Origin of the sequence: Ensifer sp. NM-2 (assembly GCF_003024455.1) — a bacterium.
GTDB classification, from domain to species: Bacteria; Pseudomonadota; Alphaproteobacteria; order Rhizobiales; family Rhizobiaceae; genus Ensifer; species Ensifer canadensis.
This window is the reverse complement of the sequence record NZ_PVZR01000012.1, coordinates 25,382-40,855: the sequence shown is the minus strand read 5'-3', so window position 1 is coordinate 40,855 and position 15,474 is coordinate 25,382. Positions and strand designations below refer to the sequence as shown.

General features: G+C 62.1%; 14 protein-coding genes. 5 read left to right on the top strand and 9 right to left on the bottom strand.

Annotation, left to right across the window (positions count from 1 at the left end; translation table 11 throughout):
* Nucleotides 1–7: 7 nt before the first annotated feature.
* From C6558_RS22380 to C6558_RS22360, 5 genes are all read right to left on the bottom strand, one after another.
* On the bottom strand, nucleotides 8–427 hold the full coding sequence (locus C6558_RS22380; protein WP_025424861.1) for a proton-translocating transhydrogenase family protein: 420 nt from the start codon (nucleotides 425–427) through the stop codon (nucleotides 8–10).
* Nucleotides 427–1,575 carry a Re/Si-specific NAD(P)(+) transhydrogenase subunit alpha gene (locus C6558_RS22375; RefSeq protein ID WP_025424862.1) on the bottom strand — a complete coding sequence of 383 codons (1,149 nt, stop codon included), beginning with the start codon at nucleotides 1,573–1,575 and terminating at the stop codon, nucleotides 427–429. Before C6558_RS22375 ends, C6558_RS22380 begins: the two co-directional genes overlap by 1 nt.
* Before the next feature lie 341 nt (nucleotides 1,576–1,916).
* Entirely contained in the window at nucleotides 1,917–2,141 is a 225-nt protein-coding gene (locus C6558_RS22370) for an aa3-type cytochrome c oxidase subunit IV (RefSeq protein WP_025424863.1), read from the bottom strand.
* A gap of 189 nt (nucleotides 2,142–2,330) precedes the next feature.
* A complete protein-coding gene (locus C6558_RS22365) occupies nucleotides 2,331–3,053 on the bottom strand; it encodes a hypothetical protein (RefSeq protein WP_234907904.1) in 723 nt (240 codons plus the stop codon).
* A 281-nt stretch (nucleotides 3,054–3,334) separates the two neighbouring features.
* Nucleotides 3,335–5,644: a bifunctional diguanylate cyclase/phosphodiesterase gene (locus tag C6558_RS22360; RefSeq protein WP_025424865.1), complete on the bottom strand. Its 2,310-nt coding sequence runs from the start codon at nucleotides 5,642–5,644 to the stop codon at nucleotides 3,335–3,337.
* A gap of 419 nt (nucleotides 5,645–6,063) precedes the next feature.
* Here C6558_RS22360 and C6558_RS22355 point away from each other — a divergent pair, with 419 nt between their 5' ends.
* Entirely contained in the window at nucleotides 6,064–6,822 is a 759-nt protein-coding gene (locus tag C6558_RS22355; RefSeq protein ID WP_025424867.1) for a gamma-glutamyl-gamma-aminobutyrate hydrolase family protein, read from the top strand.
* A 98-nt stretch (nucleotides 6,823–6,920) separates the two neighbouring features.
* Here the strand turns inward: C6558_RS22355 and C6558_RS22350 are convergent, their stop codons facing one another.
* The 3 genes from C6558_RS22350 to C6558_RS22335 all read right to left on the bottom strand — a co-directional run bounded on the left by C6558_RS22350 (nucleotide 6,921) and on the right by C6558_RS22335 (nucleotide 9,633).
* Nucleotides 6,921–7,889, bottom strand: a complete 969-nt coding sequence (locus tag C6558_RS22350; protein ID WP_025424868.1) for a 2-hydroxyacid dehydrogenase — start codon at nucleotides 7,887–7,889, stop codon at nucleotides 6,921–6,923.
* Nucleotides 7,890–8,019: 130 nt separating this feature from the next.
* Nucleotides 8,020–9,042: a LacI family DNA-binding transcriptional regulator gene (locus C6558_RS22340; protein WP_025424869.1), complete on the bottom strand. Its 1,023-nt coding sequence runs from the start codon at nucleotides 9,040–9,042 to the stop codon at nucleotides 8,020–8,022.
* A 93-nt stretch (nucleotides 9,043–9,135) separates the two neighbouring features.
* Nucleotides 9,136–9,633: a MarR family winged helix-turn-helix transcriptional regulator gene (locus C6558_RS22335; RefSeq protein WP_025424870.1), complete on the bottom strand. Its 498-nt coding sequence runs from the start codon at nucleotides 9,631–9,633 to the stop codon at nucleotides 9,136–9,138.
* Between the two features lie 113 nt (nucleotides 9,634–9,746).
* Between C6558_RS22335 and C6558_RS22330 the strand changes: the two genes are divergently transcribed.
* From C6558_RS22330 to C6558_RS22320, 3 genes are all read left to right on the top strand, one after another.
* Complete coding sequence (locus C6558_RS22330; RefSeq protein ID WP_025424871.1) at nucleotides 9,747–10,538, top strand: creatininase family protein; 792 nt, start codon at nucleotides 9,747–9,749, stop codon at nucleotides 10,536–10,538.
* Nucleotides 10,539–10,638: 100 nt separating this feature from the next.
* Complete coding sequence (locus C6558_RS22325; protein ID WP_025424872.1) at nucleotides 10,639–12,036, top strand: hypothetical protein; 1,398 nt, start codon at nucleotides 10,639–10,641, stop codon at nucleotides 12,034–12,036.
* Nucleotides 12,037–12,124: 88 nt separating this feature from the next.
* The gene (locus C6558_RS22320; protein WP_025424873.1) at nucleotides 12,125–13,003 is read left to right on the top strand and encodes a glycosyltransferase family 2 protein; all 879 of its coding nucleotides are present in this window, start codon (nucleotides 12,125–12,127) and stop codon (nucleotides 13,001–13,003) included.
* Nucleotides 13,004–13,034: 31 nt separating this feature from the next.
* Here the strand turns inward: C6558_RS22320 and C6558_RS22315 are convergent, their stop codons facing one another.
* Nucleotides 13,035–14,126, bottom strand: a complete 1,092-nt coding sequence (locus C6558_RS22315) for a glycosyltransferase family 1 protein (RefSeq protein ID WP_025424874.1) — start codon at nucleotides 14,124–14,126, stop codon at nucleotides 13,035–13,037.
* Between the two features lie 198 nt (nucleotides 14,127–14,324).
* On the opposite strand from C6558_RS22315, the gene C6558_RS22310 reads away from it, so the two are divergent.
* Nucleotides 14,325–15,419, top strand: coding sequence for a GTP-binding protein (locus tag C6558_RS22310; protein WP_025424875.1), 1,095 nt, complete (start codon nucleotides 14,325–14,327; stop codon nucleotides 15,417–15,419).
* Nucleotides 15,420–15,474: the final 55 nt, after the last annotated feature.

The window sequence follows — 15,474 nt, the reverse complement described above, 5'->3', positions numbered from 1 at the left end:
GCCGGCCTCACTTGTCTTTTTTCTTGTACATGGCGAGCATGCGCTGGGTGACCAGGAAGCCGCCAAAGATGTTGACCGAGGCGAGCACGAGCGCGATGAAACCGAAACCGGTCGCAAGCCCGGAGGCCGAGATGCCGACGGCGAGCAGTGCACCAACGACGATGACCGAAGAGATCGCGTTGGTGACCGCCATCAACGGCGTGTGCAGGGCCGGCGTCACCGACCAGACGACATAGTAGCCGACGAAAATCGACAGGACGAAGATCGCCAGTCGGAAGACGAACGGATCAATTGCGCCGCCGGTGGCGCCGTGCGCGAGCGCGCCGGCAGCTTCCGCGGCATCGGGAAGGTTCAGCGCTGCCTGCTGGACAGCGGCAACCGCCTTGTCGAGCGCATCGAGCGCTTTTTCCAATGCTTCGTTCGCCATCAAAGATCCCCCTTCTTCTTCGGCTCGAAATTCGCATTGACGATGGCGCCGCCATGGGTGAGCGCCGTCGCCTTGACGAGCTCGTCCTCCATGTTGAGCGCCAGCGCCTTCGTTTCCTTGGAGACCATGGTCTCGAGGAAGGTCACGAGGTTCTTGGCGTAGAGACCGGAAGCCGATGCGGCGATCCGACCGGGCACGTTGAGGTGGCCAATGACCTTGACGCCCTCGACATCGGCGACCCTGCCGGCCTCGGCGCCTTCGACGTTGCCGCCGCGCTCGACAGCGAGGTCGACCGCAATGGAACCAGGCTTCATCGCCTTCAACATTTCGCGCGTGACGAGGCGCGGCGCCGGCCGGCCCGGGATCAGCGCCGTGGTGATGACGATGTCCTGCTTGGCGATGTGCTCGGCGACGAGTGCCGCCTGTTTCGCCTGATACTCTTTGGACATTTCCTTGGCGTAGCCGCCGGCGGTTTCGGCCGCCTTGAATTCCTCGTCCTCGACGGCGATGAACTTGGCGCCGAGCGAGGCCACCTGCTCCTTGGCGGCGGGACGCACGTCGGTCGCCGAAACCATGGCGCCGAGACGGCGGGCCGTCGCGATTGCCTGCAAGCCGGCAACGCCGGCACCCATGACGAAGACCTTCGCCGCGGGAACCGTGCCGGCCGCCGTCATCATCATCGGCAGCGCCCGGTCATATTCGCAGGCCGCATCGATCACCGCCTGGTAGCCGGCAAGGTTTGCCTGGCTCGACAGCACGTCCATCGACTGCGCGCGGGTGATGCGCGGCATCAGCTCCATCGCAAAGGCGCTAAGGCCGGCCTTGGCCATTTCGGCGACCGCATCCTCGTTGCCGTAGGGATCCATGATGGCGATGACGATGGCGCCGGACTTATAGCCGGCGATTTCGGCGCTGTTCGGCCGGCGAACCCGAAGGACGACATCCGCCGTCTTCGCATCGGCAACAGCACCGATCCTGGCACCAGCCTTCTCATATTCTGTATCCGGAATACGCGACAGAAACCCGGCGCCGGTCTCGACGACGACGTCGAAGCCCAGCCCTTTCAGTTTCTTCACGCTATCCGGCGATGCCGCAACGCGACCCTCGTTCGGATCCGTTTCCTTGGCAATAAAGACAATTTCGCTCACAAGTCCCCTCCCTGGCCGCAATCGAGCCAAGGCTGGAATGCGGGCATCCTGTCCGACTGCAAAGCGGCCGCTCATGCGAGCAGGCGCCCTCCCATGTGCAAAGCACACATTCCCCTGGAGACAGGCTCAGCCTGTCCTCCACTCTCCCCCTCACGCAGTGAGGATAAGCGCCGCGCGTTCTCCAACGAACGCTTCAAGGCGCTGCGAACTTTCATCAGCCGAAGCAAGACCATCGACGCTCCCGGTCGATGTCATGCGGCTTCAATCCGGACCTTGAGTCCGGCAGCCAAGGGCAAGCCTCCACCCGGCCTGTCCCTGGCAAGTCGTGTCAGTAGTGCCGATTAACGAAGGAAGAAGAAACCAGCGACGTTGATAAGGATGAACAGCACCAGCGAGCTGAAGAAGCCCATCGTGGTGAAGAAGGCGGCAGCCATGGCGATCAGCAGAGCCACGCAGAACAGCGTGAGGTATTTCGTTGCACTGAGGAAGAAATTGTAGGTCTTCTCGTGTTCCGCATAATCCATCGGAGCGCCCATTTCGACCGGTCCAGAATGATGCTCAGCCATCGTCCAATTCTCCCAGAATGCTGCGGCCCGACCCTTGGCCCTCGCCGCCCTTCAACCTTGATCCACGAAACGGCTTTGGCGGAAAACCGCACGGAAGCCCTTTAGCTGCCCATACACAATGCCAGGCCCGGGCGCAACGAAAACCCGCCGCTGCGCCCGGTCACCTGGGGCGATATGCCGCGTGCGTCTCTAGCGGAATACGGATGTGCGATAGGAACGGCCGGAACCGTTCTGTGCGATCCGCGCCGTCGGCAGAATCGTCAAAGGCGCGAACGGCACTTCCTGTCGGCCCGCGAACATCAGGCGACGCTCGAACGGCTCCGAATCGAAGATCGGATAGCGATCGAGGATCGAGGGCCGCTGCCCCCTCACCTGCGCAACCAGCAGCGCACCGTCGGCATTGTAGACGCCGAGGTTCTCGCGCTTGGCGACAACGGTCTCCGACGCAAAAATGCGCTTGTAGAACGCCGCATGCCGCGGCCGGCAGGCGGTCAGGCACCGGTCGGCGGTGAAGTATTCGCATGCCATCGCCACCGGGCGCAGCGTCAGGTAGGGAAGCGCGCGCATCTCGTCGCCGGTGACATCGGGGTCGACAGCCAACCGGCCGGGGTCGACCAGCACCATGCCCGCGTCGAGAAAGACGTCGATCTCGGGCCCGAAGATCAGCCCAGACGTGCTCGCCCTGTGCTCAGGCGTCACGTGATGAACACGCACCGTGCTGACCAGGTTCTCGTCGAGATAGATACCGAAGACATAGGCGTGACTGTCGAAATCGAGATCGTCGATCAAGGTCGAGCCGGTGAGTTCCATCAGATTGACGGCCTTGTAGGCCTTGTAGCGGAGCCGGGCGATATCCTCCATGTCCTCGCCCGTCTCGACCCGCCGGTATTCGACGCGATCGAGAAGAAGCATCAGCTTCTCAGAAAAACTCCCAGGCTCCGCCCGGTGAAGACCTTCACCCATTTCCTGACCCTCATGGTTAACAGATCGTTAACCTATTGACGGTCGGCACAGCAGCAACAACAAAATGGCACACATTACGATTAACCTATTGTTAACCTTAATATTTCGTAAAGTTTTATGGTTAACGATTGGTTAAGCCCGCCACCTCACCATCTTGGACAAGCGGCGGAGCAAGGAAGAGGATGGAGGACGCGGATCGCGGAGGAAATGACGGGCGACGTGGCGAGTTGTCAGGCGATACGCTTGCTTGACGGCGTGGTGACCGGTTTCTGGACACCATTCTTGCAGAAGGCCGCGATGGCGGACGCCGGCATCGGGGCCGCGAACACAAAACCCTGTATCAGATCGGCGCAGTGGTAGTCGTTGATCAGCTGCAATTGATCCGCCGTCTCCACACCCTCGACGACGATCTTCAGGCCGAGAGCACGACCGAGGTTGGCTGTGCCGCGCAGCAGCTTGAAGCGGCGCGAGTCCTCGCGGATGTTGCGCACGAAAGAGCGATCGATCTTGATGATGTTGACCGGCAGCGCATCCAGGTAGCTGAGGCTGGAATAGCCTGTGCCGAAATCGTCGATGGCGATCGTTATGCCGCTGTCACGCAGCTCGCCGAGAATGGCCTGCACCTTGGCCGGCTCATCCATCAGGCAGCTCTCTGTGACTTCGAGATGCAGCCGCGAAGCATCGAGCCCGGTGGCCCGCAGCGTATCCGCCACCACCGTGACGATGTCGTTGCTGCGCAGGTCGAGCACCGACAGATTGACCGAAACGGAAACCTCGCCGGGCCAGCCCATGCAATCCTTGCACGCCTGCTCCAGCACGAAGCGGGTGATCTCGGTGACGAGCCCCAGTTCCTCGGCAAGCTGGATGAAGACATTCGGCGGTACCGGGCCGCGCTCGGGATGCGTCCAGCGCGCCAAAGCCTCGCAGCATTCGAGACGCGCGCCGTTCGGCGTGAACATCGGCTGGTAGGAAAGCGTCAGGGCACCAGCATTGATCGCATCGCGCAGATCGCTCTTCAGTTTCTGGCGGTCGAGATAGCGGGCATCCATCTCTTCTTCGAATACGGTGCAGCCGCCCTTGTTGCGTGCCTTGGTTTCCGACAGCGCAAGATCGGCCTTGATCTGGAGTTCTTCCAGCCGGAAGGCGCTGCTCGGCACGAGAACGACGCCGGCGCTCATGGTCACGTTGAAGGTAAAGCCATTCGCCATATAGGCACCGCGCAACCCGGCGTGAACCGCGCGCATCTGCTCTTCGAGATCCGGCCGATGCATCCTGTTGGGGAAGAAGACGACGAATTCGTCGCCCATCAGGCGCGCGGCGATCGCCGTATTGCCGACCAGTGTCTTCAGCCGCCCGGCAATCGCCTGCAATAGCCTGTCGCCGACGATGTGGCCGCGCATGTCGTTGACATGCTTGAACTCGGCAACGTCGAGCACCATCAGCCCGACCTCGACGTCCTCCTTGCCTTCGAGCGCCACAGCGCTGTGGGCAAGTTCGGCGAAGTAATCGCGGCTCGGCAAGCCGGTCAGCGTGTCGAAGCGCACCATCTGAAGGATCTGTCTGTCGGCCTGGACGCGTGCGGTCACGTCCTCGAATATCAGCACGACCTCACCGTTCTCGTGTCGCCCAGCGGAAAACTCGAGAAAGAGGTTGTCGGTGACCGGCACCAGAACCTGAGTCTTCTTGCCCTTGATCAGAAGGTCGAGCTGCCGCGAGATCGCGCGCGTCTCTTCGACACTGAGCGACATGCGCCGGACGCCGCGGCGCACGACGTCATCCAGCAGCCGATCCCTCAGGTCGGCCTTGTCGCCCAGCATCAGCAGCGCGCAGGCGCGCTCGTTGGCAACGACGATCCGGTTGTCGCGGTCGAGCATCAGCAGCCCGTGCGTCATGTTGTTGAGTGCTGCGTCGAACTGGCCGGCGATCGTTGCGATTTCTCGGGCGGCCAGCACGTTCTCGTAGAGAAACGCGCGCACATTGTTGGCCATCATCCAGGTCGAAAAGATGAATGGCAGGATCAGAACCGCCAGGATGAGCATGAAACCATCCTGAAGCGTGATCAGCCCGATCACGATCGGCAGGCAGGCGGACGAGGACAGAAGCAGCACCGCCCGTTCGGAGCCGTAGTTTCGCCCGACCAGCGAGATCATCGACGCGAGCGTGACGGAGATGCAGGCCAGTTCCGAGAAGGAATCCCGGCTGACGGCGATCGCGTAGCCGCAGGCAATACCACAGGTGAGCGTCACGCTGACGCCGCCGAGAATGTAGCGATTCTCCCATTTCCGGACCATCGCTCGGTCGGCGTTGGAGAAATCCTGGCGATCAAAGCGCGCCATGTCGAGGTTGCGCAGCCCCCAGAGCACAACGATGGCGGCCGTGCAGAAGAGATAGAGCGGGTCGGTGGTCTTGAAATAGACGAGCACGAAAGTCACGACATGCGAAAGCATGCCGATCAGCAGAGTCCTGCGATGTTCGTAGAGCGAGCTCACGGACGACAGATAGACATCCGTCGGGAGAGCGCCCCGTTCATTGCGCGTCATGAACCCATAGCTCCGGTTTTCCGGATTTTTAGAGGCGATGATTTAACGAAAGATTTCGTGAAAACACCGCCTCCAAGCCTTGTATTGCAACATTCAAACGGTGCCCCATGGGAGTTTTTCCCAAACTCAACCTAGTATTGCGAAACCAACGGCCGGCGGATGCCTTCTACAACCATGCATAGACAAAATCACGTTTTGCTTTCTGACATTGTATTTAAGGCAATTCTGCTTGGCAAACATCATATCCACCGATTCACTCAGGATGTGGTTACCCAAAGCTGAAGAAAACGCATCAATTCCTGCCATGCACATACGAGCCTAGTTGCGGCCGGTATCACCATCACATCTGCGCGCTTCGCAGTTGACTTTCAGCCACATCTGGCGGCAAGGCTTTGCAAAGCGAGATACGGAGCCTGATGATGTCGAAACCTGTCGTTGCCATCCCCTGCGATTTCCGCGAATTCGACGGCAATGTTTGGCATGTCGTTGCCAACCAGTATGTCCGTGCCGCCGTCGAAGGCGCCGGCGTCATGCCCTTCCTCATTCCGGCGCTTGAGACCGGCAACGATATCGACGAGATCCTCGATCGCGTCGACGGCGTGCTGGCAAGCGGCGCCCGATCCAACGTTCATCCCTCGCTCTACGGCCGCGAGGCCAAGGACACCGACGGCCCCTTCGATCCTGGCCGCGATGCCACCAGCCTGCCGTTGATCCGGCGCGCGCTCGAGCGCGGCGTTCCGCTGTTTGCCATCTGCCGCGGCATCCAGGAGCTCAACGTTGCCCTCGGTGGCACGCTCGCAAGCGAAATCCAGGAGCAGCCGGGTGTCTGGGATCACCGCAAGCCCGACGTTTCCGAGCTGGATGTCGCCTACGGCATCCGCCAGGACGTGATCGTCAAGGAAGGCAGCTGTCTTGCGCCGGTGCTGGGTGCCGGTCGCGTTCGCGTCAATTCCCTGCATCGCCAGGCCATCGGCGCAACGGCGCCGCGCCTCGCCGTCGAAGCCGTTGCCGACGATGGCACCATCGAGGCGGTCTCGGTGATTGGCGCCAAGGCGTTCGCCGTCGGCGTGCAATGGCATCCGGAATACTGGGTGCGGACGGACGCACCGTCGGCGAGCCTGTTCAGGGCTTTCGGCGATGCCGTGCGCGCCTACGCGGCGCGGCGCATGGCCGCCTAGGGCATTTCCAGGAAAAGTGCGAAGCGGTTTTCCATCAGCAAATGCGCAAAAACAAAGAGATGGAGCGTTTCTGCACCTCCGTCTGAACCGGCAACGCTTTAACCGGCTCGGCGCGTGAACGGCGTTTCCGGCACTGGCGTCAGTGCCTTGCCGGTCGAAAACCAGGCCATGAGGTTATCGACCACCAGATCCGCCATGGCGTTGCGGGTAACAACCGAAGCCGACGCCACATGCGGCAACAGCGAAACATTCGGCAACCCCAGCAGCGCATCGGGCACATGCGGTTCGTTGTCGAAAACGTCGAGCCCCGCCCCCGCAATCACACCGGCCTGAAGTGCTGAGACCAGCACTGCCTCGTCAACCGTCGAGCCGCGCCCGACATTGATCAGGACGCCATTGCTTCCCAGTGCCGAAAGCACCGCGGCGTTGACCGTCTTTCGTGTCGCCTCCGTTCCCGGAACAATGACAACAAGCGTATCGACGGCGGCGGCAAGCCGTTCGAGCGTCGGGTGATAGGCATAGGCAAGCCCATCGCGTGGGCTGCGCGTATGGTAGGCGACCGAGACGCCGAAGGCTTCGAGCCGCTTGGCAATGGCAAGCCCGATGCGTCCGAGGCCGTAAAGCCCGACCGTGCGACCCCGCAATGACAAGGGCGAAAGCGCAAAGGCGCCATCCCGCACCCAACGCCCCTGGCGCAGCCACTGTTCCGCCTGCGGCAGCAGGCGCAGCGTGTTGATGAGCAGGCCGATGGCGGTATCGGCGACCTCTTCGCTCAGAACGTCAGGCGTGTTGGTGACGACGATGCCCTTGGAGGCGGCATGTTTCACGTCGACCCCGTCATAACCGACACCGAAATTGGCAACGATCTCAAGACCGGGCAGCGCATCCATCAGACCGGCGGGAACGCGGCCAGAGACGGCGATACCCCTGATATCGGCCATGTCTGCCGTCACAAGGTCAGGGTCCGCACGGTCCAGCCGCACGATCTCGAACATCTCGGGCAACCGCAGCAGCACCTGTTCGTTGATTTTTCCGGGCACGAGGATGCGGGGAAGGCTCGCGGACATGGGCACTCCTGGTATTAAAGCGCGTCGCGATCTCCAGGATTCGCTTGCCGCACTTTAGGTTCTTGCTTTTGTGCATGTCGCCTTCGCAAAACCGCTGCACACTTTTGCGCGACATGCATTAGGGATTTCTTCAGGCGGTGACGCGCAACGGGCCTGTCGACTGGCGGATGCGCATTTCCGGCTTGATCAGGTGGATGCCGTCGGGTTCGTGGCTGCCGGAAAGCTTGTCGAGAAGTGCGCGTGCCGCACTGCGGCCGACATCGGCCTGGCCGTTCCAGACGGTGGTCAGCGCCGGTGTCGCGATCGAGGCCTCCTCGAGGTCGTCATAGCCGGTGACGGAGATATCGACGCCTGGAACAAGGCCCGCACGCGCGATGCCGTTCATCATGCCGATCGCCACCAGATCGTTCCAGCAGACGACTGCGGTCGGCTTCTGCGGCAGCGACAGCAGATGCACAGCCGCCTCGAAGCCGCCCTGCTTGGAGCGCGGGCCGGGAATGCGCAATTCCGGATCGACCTCGATGTTGGCCTTGCGCAGCGCGTTGACATAACCCTGATAGCGGTCGCGACCGGTCGAGGTCTGGTCGGTGCCGCCGACCATGGCGATGCAGCGATGGCCAAGGCCGATCAGATGGTTGGTCGCCAGCGAGATGCCATAGGCGTCGTCGCCGCGGAAGATCGGCACGTCGAGCCCCTCAATCGAACGGGCGATCAGGATCGCCGGCATGCCGTTGTCCTCGGCAAGCTGGATATCTTCCGGCGGCGTGCCGATCGCCGGCGACATGATGACGCCGTCGCCGCCGAGCTGCAGCAGCGTTTCGATAAAATCGCGCTGCTTGTCGACCGAATCGTAATGGTTGGAGAGGATGAAGGTCTGCTTGTCGCGGTCGAGCTCCGCTTCGATCGCCTTCAGGATTTCCCCGTAGAACGGGTTCATGATGTCGTGCACGACGACGCCGATGATGCCGGACCGGGAGGTTCTGAGGCTGGCAGCGCGGCGGTTATAGATATAACCGAGTGCGCGGGCCTGCTCCTTGATCTTATCGCGTGTGAGGGTCGCCACCAATGGGCTGTCACGCAATGCCAGGGATACTGTTGCCGTCGAAAGACCGAGTGTTTCCGCGATCGTCGAAAGCTTGACTTTTTGCGCCACGATGCCCCCTGTTTAAGCCTAGTTGCCTACCCTCAAATTTAAATCCTATTTAAACTGTTTAAATCGCCGCCGCAATATGCCGCGAAACAAGGCTCAGTCGGCTGCGCGTGCCGCCTGCAGGTTGCTGTCGACAGCCCGCAAAAGCTTCATCAGCGTGCGCACCTGCTTGTCGGTCAGTCCGCGCGTCGCAAGGTTTTCCGAATGCTGGCCGGCCTCGGCGATCGTCTGCAGCCGGTTGCGCCCCGGTTCGGTGAGATAGACCTTGGTCAGCCGCGCATCGTCATCATCAGGGCGCCGCTCGAGGAAACCTTGCGCTTCCATGCGACCGATCGTGCGCGTCATCGTCGGCGCCTTGACGCCGAGCTTGGCGGCAAGCCCGCCCGCCGTCAGCCCGTCCATTTCGGCAAGCGCCAGCATCACACCGTCCTGGCCGGCATAGAGACCGCTTTCGAGCAGATTGCGCGACATCACCGTGCGCATCGAACGCGCCGCCTGGACAAGGATCGAGGCAAGATCGTGCGGTTCGGCGAGAAGATCGTCCTTCTTCTTGCCGTTCTTGCCCTTCTTTTCGGCCTTGTTCTTCTTGCCCATTGGACCTCCTGCCGAATCCCGCCTCAGACATTTATAGCAATACAGCTTGCGATTACGAACTGTATGACTCAAATAACATTTTTACGACAATTGACGTGAAGGATCGAAGAGAGATGTCGATGCCCCAAGCCCGATGGCAGGACAATCCGACCGATCTTCCGCAACAGGCCCGCCGCGACTGGATCGCCGTGCTGCCGCTCGGCGCCCATGAGCAGCATGGACCGCATCTGCCCTTCGATACGGACACGCTGATTGCCGAGGGTATTGTCGAACGCTGCATCGCCGCCCTGCCCGCGAACTTGCCCGTTACTTTCCTGCCGACCGAACCCGTCGGCTATTCGATCGAGCATATGGATGTGGCCGGCAGCCGGTCGCTCGGCTACGACGAAGCCGTGCGTCGCTGGCTTGGGATCGCCGAAAACCTGCACGGTCTCGGCCTCAGCAAATTCGTGATGCTGAACGCCCATGGCGGCAATTCGCCGCTGATGACGATCGTTGCGACTGAGGCGCGAGTGCGTTTCGGCATGCTGGCGGTGGCGACCAGCTGGACCCGTTTCGGCCAGCCAGATGGCTGGATCGCGCCCGAAGACAAGGCGATCGACATTCACGGCGGCGAGATCGAGACGTCGGTGATGCTGGCGCTCCATCCCGAAAAGGTCGAGATGGCGAAAGCCCGCGCCTTCCCCTCGCGCCAGAGCGACTACGCCGGACGCTTCCGGCATTTGCGCGCCTATGGCCCGCATGCCTTCGGCTGGAAGATGTCCGACCTCAACCGTGACGGTGTTGCCGGCAATGCCTCGGTGGCAACCGCGGCGCGCGGCGAACAGTTGCTGGCCCACGCGGTTACGGGCGTGATCGAGCTTTTGACCGATGTCGCCGACTTCGACATGACCGAATTCGCCTGAAGGACCGGCAGGGCGCGCCGACAAAACACTTTGTTTGTGCTTTTGCGCTATCAGCATGGACAGCAGCAAACGACGACAGGCGGCGCTAGGCCGGAACCCCATGGCGAAGATCATCGCGCTCGGCGCCTATTTCTACCAGGCCCTGATCGCCTTCGGCCTGCTGATCGTCGTCGCCCACTGGCTGGCCCCAGTCGACTATGCCGCCTATTCGCTGTTCATCTCGCTCAGCCAATTCGGCGCGATCGCCGCTTTCGAATGGGTGCGTTTCTCCTGCATGCGCTTCTATCCCGGCCAGACGGCGGAAATCGAAGCGGCGGAGCGGCGAACGATCGTTGCGGAGGCAGCGGCCTGCGCGCTTTTCTGCCTTGTCGCTGCGGCCGCGTCGCTCGCCTTCGGCGTCTCGCCGCTGGTGGCGCTGGTCGGCGGCCTCGTTGCCGTTGCGCAAGGCGGCAGCGACCTGCACCTGACCATGCTGCGCTTCCGCCAGGATTTTCGCGCCTTCTCGGTACTCCAGGGATCTCGCGCCACCATCCTGGCGGCGGGAACGTTGATCGGCGCGCTCGTATCGCCAACCTTCCTGTCGACGGTCACCGGCCTGCTTGGCGGTTATGCTCTCTACGCTCTGCTCGCAACCCTACTTTCGCGCAGATCAGGCCCGCGGTCTTCCGCCTCGCTCGACATGGCGCGCGTGCGAAAGCACCTCGTCTATGGCAGCGTTTCGGCGGGTGCCGCCAGCGCCTCGATGTTTGCACCGCTTGCGCTGAAGGCGATATTCACCTCGGTCCTCGGCCCCGGCGGCGCTGCCGGTGCGCTGCTGGCGCTCGATCTGCTGCAGCGCCCGTTCGTGCTGATCGTCTCCGCCCTCCAGGCGATCCAGTATCCCGAAATCGTCGCTGCTCACGACAAGGGCGGCGATACCCTGGCGCTTCGCCGTGAGCTCGGACAATACTACGCGCTGCTCACCAGCTTCGCGCTGATGATGGCGGCAGGCATCTTCGCCGTTCTGGTGCCGGCGACATGGCTGGTCATCAGCCCTGACCTGCAGGCCGGCTTCCTCGCGACGGCCCCGTTCGTCATTATCCTTTCGCTCGCGCGCGTTCTGACCCAGATCATGCTGCCGACACCGCTGCACTTGAAGCAGCGCCTGACCGCGATCTTCGCGCTCGCGGCCATCGACTGCGCGCTTCTCAATCTCTTCGCGCTTGCCAGCGCGTTCCTTTTGGCGCCAAGCGCCGCCACACTGATGGCAGGCGGCGCGCTCGGCGCCATATTCGCATCCTTGATCGGCCTGCGCCTGATGGCGACCTTGCCCTTCGACTTCACCTGGTCGCCGGTTCTCCTCGCCGCTGCCGGCCTTGGAGTCACCATTGTCGCCTTCGTGCTGTCTTACCGGTCCGCCACCGTCGCTACTGCCGCCGGGATTGTCATTGGTGGGGTCTGCTGCCTCTTGGCGCTCAATCGCCTGCGGCTCGGCATGCGCGCGTCAACCGCCGCGTGATCTCGGGCGCGATAGTGAACCGGGCGCGATAAGGAAAACTGAACCTCTTTCGGTTTAGATCTGGGCAAACCGAGAGGCGAAGAACACCATGAAGATCATTGTCGGAATAGCCACGGCGGGTCGCCGCGAAGTGCTGTCCGAAACACTGCTGCACCTGAGCCGGCAGGATCGCCAGGCGGACGCGATCCTCGTCTGCCCCTCGTCGCCGCAGGACGTCGATCTCGACTTTGTCAGCACGCTCGCATCGGAGATCACCCTGGTCACGGGCAGCAAGGGCTCCTGTGCGCAGCGCAACGCCATCCTCGACCACACGGGGACCGCCGATATCATCGTGTTTTTCGACGATGATTTCCTGCCCCAGTGCGATTTTCTGGCTGAAGTCGAAACCCTCTTCGAGAAGAGGGCCGACATTGCCGTGGCGACCGGCCTGGTGCTGGCCGATGGCATTCATGGCCCGGGCATCCCGGTCAAGGAAGGGTTGGAAATCCTTGCGCGCGATCGGGCAACGGGCAGACAGGCCACCCTCGAACCCGTTTACAACGCCTATGGCTGCAATATGGTTTTTCGCGTGTCGGCCATTGAAGCCGACGCCACCCGCTTCGACGAAAACCTGCCGCTTTACGGCTGGCAGGAGGATGTCGACTTCTGCCGCCGCCTCGCCCGCCACGGCCGCATTGTGCGCAGCGCCACCCTGCGCGGCGTCCATCTCGGCAACAAACGGGGACGTACTTCGGGTTTGCGCTTCGGTTACTCACAGGTGGCAAACCCGCTCTACCTTTTCCGCAAAGGCACGGTCGGTCTGGGCTGGGCATTGAAGCTTTTGAGCTCCAACATCGCCGCAAACATCGTCGGCAGTCTGAAATCTCAGGGGCTTGTCGACAGACGGGGCCGCCTTAAGGGAAACCTTATCGCCCTCGTAGATCTCCTACGCGGCAGGATAGATCCGCTGCGCACACTCGAACTCTAATCGCGCGTTCAGTTCCGAATAAGCAAGCTAGTCAGCCCTGCCCTGCGACCAGCAGGTTGAGCAGAATGACCGCGCTTGCGTTCCATGAGAACCGCATTGCATTTTCATGCCCCGAACGCCCCAGCTGTCGCCGAAGCGCATCATCGGCGGATATCTTCCGCATAACCTCGACGAGGGTTTCCGCCTTCGCCGGATCGAAATAGAGAGCCGCCTCGCCGCAGGCTTCCCTGACCGGGGGTATGTCAGCGGCCAGCACCGGGCACCCTTGTGTCATCGCCTCGAGCGGCGGGATACCGAACCCTTCATAGAGGCTCGGGAACAGGAAGGCGGTGGCGTGGCGCTGCAGCCCGGCGATCTCGGCGTCCGTCAGCCGCCCGGGAAAGATCAGGTTGCCCCGCGACGTCGGGGCGATGTCGCGAAAAACGCTGGGATCCGTACCGCCGACGACCACGAGCTTGCTGCCGGTAGCACCCAGGGCTTCGAAGGCACGCACCGCAAACTCGACGTTCTTGTTGGGCTTCAGTGTGCCGACGAGAAGGAAGAAGGGGGTCTCGGCAAGCCCCAGCTTCGCAACGATCTCCCGGTCCGGCTGAAGGTCGGAAAAGTGATCTGTGGCGTTGTAGATCACGTCAATACCCGATGCTGGAACGCGAAAGACATCCGCCAGTTCACCGCGCGAAAAATAGGAAACGGTGCCGATCTTCGCGCGACGCGTCAGGATGTAGCCGAGCGCGCCGTGGAACAGCCGGTAGCCGCGCCCGAAGGAAGCCGGATGACGGAAGAGCGTGACGTCGTGGATCACCACCACTTGGTCGGAATGCAGCACCGGTCCGCTGCCCCCGAGGCCGACCAGCGTATCGCGCCGCGTCCGCCAATAGAGCGGCCCCTGCTCCCAGAGATGGCCCGGGCCTGAGCCGAAACGCTCGATCGATATCGCCGACAGTGGCAGATCATCCGGCGCGGACGCTGGAGCCAGCAACCGCCAGCGCACATCCTTCAGCGCCGGCGGCACGTCGCCCGCGGCAATGCGGGCATCGAGCGCGCGGGTGATCTCGCGGGCAAAGCGCTGCACGCCGGTGAGCGGCTGAGTCAGGAACCGGCCGTTGATGGAAATCGTCTTCACGCATGCACCCCTTCGGTAGGACGCGAACTCTCCCTGATTTTGATGAAAGGAGCGTTATCGCTGCCCGGTTCGCCCGTCCCGGAGGCGGCAAAGGCGTGGCCAAAATCGGCTTCGCCATTTGCGCATCGCCGCCGCATCTCCTATATGAAACGCGACATGGATGCCCGCTCCCCGCATCCCGAGATCCCAGAGGTTCCCATGACCGAAACATCCCCGCAGAAGCCGATTCCCGTCACCGTGCTCACCGGATATCTCGGCGCCGGCAAGACGACGCTGTTGAACCGCATCCTCAGCGAGAACCACGGGCGCAAATACGCCGTCATCGTCAACGAATTCGGCGAGATCGGCATCGACAACGACCTGATCGTCGAATCCGACGAGGAAATCTACGAGATGAACAACGGCTGCGTCTGCTGCACCGTGCGCGGCGACCTGATCCGCGTGGTGGAAGGCCTGATGCGCCGGCCCGGTCGCTTCGATGCGATCATCGTGGAAACCACCGGTCTTGCCGATCCGGTTCCGGTCGCCCAGACCTTCTTCATGGACGACGATGTGCGCGCCAAGACCGAGCTTGATGCCGTCGTCGCGCTGGTAGACGCCAAGCACCTGCCGCTCCGGCTGAAGGACAGCCGCGAGGCCGAAGACCAGATCGCCTTTGCCGACGTCGTGCTCCTCAACAAGACCGACCTCGTCAGCCCGGAAGAGCTGGAGCGGATCGAGGCGACGGTTCGCGTCATAAATCCGTCGGCCCGCATCTACAGAACGCAGCGCTCCGAGATCGACCTCACCAAGGTTCTCGACCAGGGCGCGTTCAACCTTGAGAGAGCGCTGGAAAACGACCCGCATTTCCTCGACCAGGACGATCACGAGCACGATCACACCTGCGGCCCGGATTGCGGCCACGATCACCACGATCATCATGACCATGATCATCACCACCATCATGATCACGACCATCACCACCATGACCACGCCCCCTCGCCGATCCATGATGTGACGGTGCAATCGATCTCGCTGCGCGGCGGCGAGATGAACGCTGATCGCTTCTTCCCCTGGATCCAGAAGATCACCCAGACGGACGGCCCGAACATCCTGCGCCTGAAGGGCATCATCGCCTTTGCCGGCGACGCCGAGCGTTATGTCGTGCAGGGCGTGCACATGATCATCGAGGGCGACCATCAGCGTGCCTGGAAGGAAGGCGAAAAGCGCGAAAGCCGCCTGGTCTTCATCGGCCGCGACCTCGACCGCGAAAAGCTGGAGCGCACGTTCAAGGCCTGCGAAGCTTCAGCCTGATTCCGGAAGCCGCGATGCGGCTCTAAGATCAAATTAAGGAGAGCATGGCGTCGGT